The 6604-nt window shown below is 35.8% G+C and carries 5 protein-coding genes and 1 pseudogene; 3 read left to right on the top strand and 3 right to left on the bottom strand.

Annotated features, from left to right (window positions below; translation table 11 throughout):
- Positions 1–471: 471 nt before the first annotated feature.
- Complete coding sequence (locus tag H8A87_RS05635) at positions 472–1272, top strand: glycosyltransferase family 25 protein (RefSeq protein ID WP_198689015.1); 801 nt, start codon at positions 472–474, stop codon at positions 1270–1272.
- 31 nt (positions 1273–1303) lie between these two features.
- Here H8A87_RS05635 and H8A87_RS05640 read toward each other — a convergent pair whose 3' ends face one another.
- From H8A87_RS05640 to H8A87_RS05650, 3 genes are all read right to left on the bottom strand, one after another.
- Positions 1304–2431, bottom strand: a complete 1128-nt coding sequence (locus H8A87_RS05640; protein WP_198689016.1) for a phage baseplate protein — start codon at positions 2429–2431, stop codon at positions 1304–1306.
- A gap of 567 nt (positions 2432–2998) precedes the next feature.
- A complete protein-coding gene (locus H8A87_RS05645; protein WP_198689017.1) occupies positions 2999–3187 on the bottom strand; it encodes a hypothetical protein in 189 nt (62 codons plus the stop codon).
- Positions 3188–3347: 160 nt separating this feature from the next.
- Entirely contained in the window at positions 3348–3899 is a 552-nt protein-coding gene (locus H8A87_RS05650; protein WP_198689018.1) for a DUF1133 family protein, read from the bottom strand.
- A 206-nt stretch (positions 3900–4105) separates the two neighbouring features.
- Between H8A87_RS05650 and H8A87_RS05655 the strand changes: the two are divergent.
- Positions 4106–4485: pseudogene (locus H8A87_RS05655) on the top strand (recombinase); the annotation flags it as partial.
- 681 nt (positions 4486–5166) lie between these two features.
- Positions 5167–6604, top strand: a 1438-nt coding sequence (locus tag H8A87_RS05660; protein WP_232370097.1) for a phosphoethanolamine transferase, incomplete at its 3' end; no start/stop codon positions are given.

Below are 6604 nucleotides of genomic sequence, written 5' to 3' on the forward strand. Positions count from 1 at the left end.
CAGAAAAACCAACCTGTTAGGGTTGGTTTTTTTATGCCTGAAAATTGCTCATGGTAAAATGATGGTAAAATTCTGGTAAAATGGCCGACAGAAAGTGATAGAGGCGCGCTAACGTTAGGATGGGTTTGTCTGTCACTCAACAATGTTTGAAACTCCTTTTTTTCTGTTTGTTCTTGTTTTTGTTTTTTTCAATAGTTTTTTATTGAAATTAATTAGAAAATATTCAATTTTCCTTTCCTGTACATCTTAACAAAAGATGAAATCTAAAATATCTGTGACAACGCCACATGTAAGCATTGCCTATTGGAACGAGCCAAACTGTAGACGAATCAGAGGCTACTTAGATATTAATCCAGATTATGTATCGGAAGATTGATAGGAGTATTTGAGGCAGTCACTAGATTAATTCACCATCTCACTTTTCGATACTCTACAAAGTAGAGCAAGGAATAATGTGGTGGTAATATACTGATGATGCTATCTTTCTTAATACTTAGTAAGATTGGAAATCTCCATCATAAGAATAGTGAGATTGATATGAAAATATTTGTTATTAATTTAGAAAAAGACATAGATCGCAAACAATCAATACAAGAACAATTGCAAAATGCAGATCTTGAAGCTGAATTTATTACAGCAGTATATAGGAAAAAACTCACTGACGAACAACTTCAAGACATCTGTCCAGACTTTAATAAAATAACTCTCACTCTTGGAGAGGTCGGATGTTCAATGAGTCACTTGAGTATTTATAAGAAAATGATAGACGACAATATACCTATTTCACTTGTACTAGAAGATGATGCCAAACTAGATCATAGTCTACCCAGAGTATTGCAAGCGCTAGAATCAGTAGGAATAAGTAAAGAACCTATCGTATTTTTACTCAATAAACCTAATGAGTATTTTAAATTTTTTCAAAAATCACTCGTTGATGAGTACAAAATTGTCAATGTAATAGACGCCGCGCTTACTCATGGTTATGTTATCAATCAAGCAGCCGCTAAAAAATTATACCATTTCCTCACACCTGTTAGATTTGTTGCAGATGAGTGGAAATTATTCAGAGAACAGGGTGTAATTAAATTGAAAGCTGTTTTCCCTCCAGTAATTCATACTTCTGTCCAATCACTAAGCTCATCGATAGGGGAACGAGAATATACACTGACTGAGGTAGATATAAAAAATCGAAAACGCACAATTACAACTCAAATAAAGCTGGCATTATGGCGTATTTTTATCCGAACTTGGTTCAAAAAAATTAGGCCTTAGCTTGGAGAAAGCTAAGGCTATCATAAATTAGCTATGCTGTTCGATACCAGCCCATTAACATAATATAAGCATTGGTTACATCAAAACCATCGCCACTCCCAGTTTCTGATATATTACCGCTAATACTATGTGTATGATCGCCTGCCCATGATGTACTACCTGTCCAAGTTCGGGAGGCATCAAACGTAGTAAGATTTTCCCACACATCAGTATATTCTACTCCTGGTTGACTTTGCCCATTTCTAGCAAAAGCCCCTCCAAAAATATTGCTTCCATGTACGATAACGCTAGGTAAGTAACCAGTTATATTCATATTTCCTCGACTATGATTATGGCCTCCAGCACTATTAGTATTACCACTAAAATAATGACTGTGTCTTGGTATGTTATTTATAGACAGAGATTTGGTGTCCCTTCCTCCTGTCGATAATACATTTGAACCATTACCAGAAGCTAATCGAATTGTTTTATTCTCACCAATGTAAGACCACCTCGTTCTGGGGAATAAATTATTCGGATTTTTATTTTTAGCAAACCATATAACAACACCAATAGGATAAATCGTGTCGATATCCATTGAGCTTTTAATCGCCTGTGTTACGGCATTCTGGCTCATTACCGATGATGTTGAATTTCCGGTATTTTGGACAATACTGGATTTATCAATTTTTTGTCCTAATCCGTTATTTAGCGCTGAATTTGTCGCATAGTCACCCGCAAGTTGGTAATTACCTTTCGACTGAAAACGCTGATTTGATTCATCCTTGCTATAGGCGTCCACATCACTAGCAGTAAGATCAGCTTTTAACTCTACCCAAGCAGTACCTACAGCAGGCTCATCCTTATTATTCTCAATACGTGATTGCCAGAGTTTTTCTTTGTGGTAAACCAATCCACGCATGGGATATGACTGCGCATCACTGTTCCATTGAGCAGCACCAAAGGTCTGCATTTCCCCTATAGCTTCTGTGATATCGTGAAAAACACCATTCATCTTTTCACGTTCAATATTCATTGCTGTAGGATCTTCGTTTGGATCAAGTCCATATCCACTACCATAACCTTGTGCATACGAAACAGTACCATCTGCTTGAACTTCATCAGGAATAGAAACCCGATCTCCTTGTGCAGCAAAAGGAACTTTAAATGTTTTTGTCATAGGATTAGGCTCCGAAGTGGCTGTTGAAGAAATTGGCATGTGAGTAGCCAAAGCCAAAGATATTACTGTCACTATTCACGGCTTGATTTAGCGCGACAGTCTGTTTTTCCCTGATTGGAGTATCAGGAAATACACCATCTTTTTTCGGAGTTTTATTAAGTTTATTTTCTTAAACGTTCATATATAACCCTCATTTAATCAACAAAGTACATTGCTAAATAATATGAAGGCGGGTAGGTCATCTCCGCCTATAAACGTCAGTAATTAGGTTTATCAATACGGAAGAGTCTATTTTGGTGCTTTCAATGAATAGATTAGAAATTCATTACGTCACTTTTTATATCACAATGATGCCACGTAAAACTAAGGGAGGGATTAACAAAATTTATTTTATGAACAATAATTAATAAAACACACTATACGAATTTTAGGTGGTATACGCACTAGAAATAATTTGAAATCATCGTGATGGATGAGTAGAACAGGGTCAGATGGCCCTGTATAATATGTAACAACTCAGCACAATACTACATATTGTGCTATTAATGGGAAGAACTGACGAACCAATTATGCTGTTCGATACCAACCCATTAACATAATATAGGAGTTAGTAACATCGACTCCGCTATCGCTACCCGCTTCTGATGTCGTGCCATTAACACTATGAGTATGATCACCATTCCATGATGTATTTCCTGTCCAAGTTCTGGATGCATCAAATGTAGTCAGTTCTTTCCATCGATCAGTGTATTCCACTCCTGGTTTACTTTGACCATTTCTAGCAAATGCTCCACCAAAAATATCGTTCCCATGACCAATAACACTCGGTGGGTTCTCTTTGAATTTCGCTGCTTGCGGGTATAGCTTCGCGAAGCGTATATCAAAATACTAACTTTTTCGGCAAAGAAGTCAAACTTTATTCTGAGTAATGATAATTTCTTTCGAATTCATCACACATCGGTCTGTAAAGCATAAATTCGGCTACCCCTAACCAGGCATTAACACGATTTTGACAGGTTCTTAGTGATATTTCAGGGTGTCGTTCACTCATTTCAACCGCTATTTTATATTTTGATTTTTTATAGCAATACAGCTCCTTGATAATATTCAAAAGTCCCTTGTAATTTTTAAATACCTGCCCGATAACATAGTTCATTTTTAAACCTTCTGTGTCTGTACAGAATATCAGGCTACTAATTGCCTGCTTTTCTTTCATCTCTTCAAAAAACAACAAAAGCTCTTGTTTAGATATTCCTGCTTGCTGCATTTTCTTCAGAGCCACCTGAAGGGATTTTTTGGTGATAACAGGATCAGCCAGTAATCGGGAAAATATACCAGCGGCTTGAGGTGACTGACTAAATACAGACCAACGTCCCCACATTTTTAACCGCCCTTGAATCCATACACTTTCCAGTGTGCGCAGCCTTAAATGTTCTTCACCTTTTCCACATGTCACCGGATAAATCATTTTGTACCCCTTAACTTCATATTTCCTGATACATTCACACCTGACATAACCGTACCTCTTCCACTTCCTTTTTAACTTGCTCCAGTAATTCTGTTTCTGTCCCGTGGGCTGTCTGCCAGTTTTTCGGCGCGGCATGAAAGCCCGTGGGATGACATGCCCGATGATGGCGAGGGCATCCGGCATTTCGTAGGTGTCATAGTGGCCGGATTCCTATCGGAGAGAAGTTAAAACAGATTATTGATGATAGCCGGGATTCTCTTGCCTGCCCGTATGTTGTTCATCGCTTACCCATCAAGCGACCTAATAAAATTAGTGCAGAAGTTCATCACCCTACCCCCAGATTGCACCAGACTATTTGAGCAGGGCATTTTCAGCATTAAGAGACAAAGTCGGGGTAGCTGCACATTTGTCAATGGAAGAAAGGCCAACATTTCACGAGATCCGAGCACTGGCTGCACACATGTTTAAAATTAATGGATTAGACCCACAAGCACGTATGGCACATAGTGATGCAAAATCGACAAAAGTTTATACTCAGAATCACGTTGAATGGGTAGAAGTACCTCACGGAGAAATAGCAATTTAGTTTGGAAAAATAGAGATTAACTCATTGATGTATAAAGTGCGAATTTTGTAGATTACGTACTGTTTGTAAAACCAGTGAAAATACCTTAACCCATTGCTACATAATACTTTATGAATAAACCAAACGTATTCATGGGATGTCGGGAGTCGTAGGTTCAAATCCTATCATGCCGACCAAGTTTCCCATTGGTAAAATGATGGTAAAATGGCCGACAAGAAATGGCAAAAGTGCACCAACTTTAAAAGGAATTCAGGGAGATTTTTTTATTGGGTAAAGGAGCTAAATGTTGCCGTTTTTTGTTGTCTTCTTCGGTGGTTTCTATTCAAAATCAATTAGAGTAATTGATTGTTTTCTATCTCTTACTCATAAACACCAATTTCCCTCTATACTTGCTATGGATGCAAAAAACTCCCCCAATGAATACTGTCTCCCCCAAGCACTATGACTACTACACTACCAGAAAGAAAAGCGGGAGATTGTGGAAAGTTGGGAAGGGAGAAGATCGGATGTGTAGGCAAGAAGAGTCAATAGCAGCTCTCCATTTTTTCTTTCTTATCAAAGAAAAAAATGCTATTCACTTTTGTTTAATAAATTAACGTATGTATAATAACACGACTTTTATATCACTGTTGAATAATATAACTTATGAATTTAATGAATAAAATATCATACAAGTACATTTTGACTATTGTTGCAGCATTGGGTTTATCTTATCCACTGAATCTCTTTATCTTTCAAAAAGATTCAAGCATACCTCACTTGTCAACTTTTGCACTGCTCTTGTCAATTTTTCTGTTAATTAAGGAAAAGAATAAAATTCTGATCAGAATTGGTAGTGCACTACTTTTCTTTCTTGTTATCCAAATAAATTATTCTCTTGTTTTTGGTGAAAGAGTATCAGCATCAGTTCTTGATTCATTTGTTGAGACTAATAAAAAAGAATCGCTATCTATGGCGGGTCATTTATTTTTTATAATGTTATTGCCGTCATTAGTGGTAACAATAGCTTTATTGTATCTAATAAGAAAAAAATCAAAAAATATTCAGTATCACATAGTGCTCAAAGCTTTACCTATATTTATTTTCCTTGCCACATTTTATCTTAGTGCTTCCGCTGTCGACAAAAAATTATTATCAGACATCAAAGAGGATGACAAAATAGTAGGTCGATTTATAAGAGATAGATATCCCGCTGTGATTGGGGATTTTACTTATTTGTATATTTCCAGCCATTCAAATGATAAATATGCAAACATTAGTAAAATAGAGAAATTCAACAAATCAATAACAAAAAATAAGAAACCTGATATTAATGTTGTTATTTTAATAGTGGGTGAATCATCATTATCAACTCATTATAGTACATATGGATACAAATTAAATACAACACCACACATAAGTCGTATATTTTCTTCTGACGGGGGATGTATAATAAATGACGCACATTCTAGTGCGCCAATAACAAGAAACTCTGTTTCTATGACCCTTGCTTTCCACACACCTGAAAGTGAAAAAAATTTATTTGAAAACAAATCAATAGTAGAAATGGCTAAATCAAATAGTTATAAAACATATTGGTTAGGTTCGCAAGATCTAGATGGACTCCACTCATCTAAATATGGGTTTATTGCAAAAAAATCTGATGTAATAAAACTCACAAATTTTAAAGATGACAAATTAAGCTTTCTATTGAATGAAGTTCTTTTAGATAATGAAGAAAACAAATTTATTGTAATTCACTTACATGGTAGTCATATGCCTTATACGAATTACGACGACATTGATAAGATGGCACTACCTAATGCTGATGACTATGACTTAACTATCCACCATACAGACAGAGTTATAAAGAAAATATATGACGTCATCGATAAAAAAAACATTAATTTCTCCCTGATATACACTTCTGATCATGGAGAAATTGTTAATAAGGGACATGGGTATCAAAAAGGTAAAGAGCAATATCTTGTCCCCTTTATGTACAAATCAAACAATCATCAATATAACTGTCAATTTATAGAATCATTTCGAAATAAAAATGGCTATTTTAGCGGATTGATGAATAAATATATATTATCAAACCTTATAGGTTACGACATTGGGTCATGTATTAAATGGT

It is taken from the genome of Xenorhabdus lircayensis, assembly GCF_016306625.1.
Classification (GTDB): domain Bacteria; phylum Pseudomonadota; class Gammaproteobacteria; order Enterobacterales; family Enterobacteriaceae; genus Xenorhabdus; species Xenorhabdus lircayensis.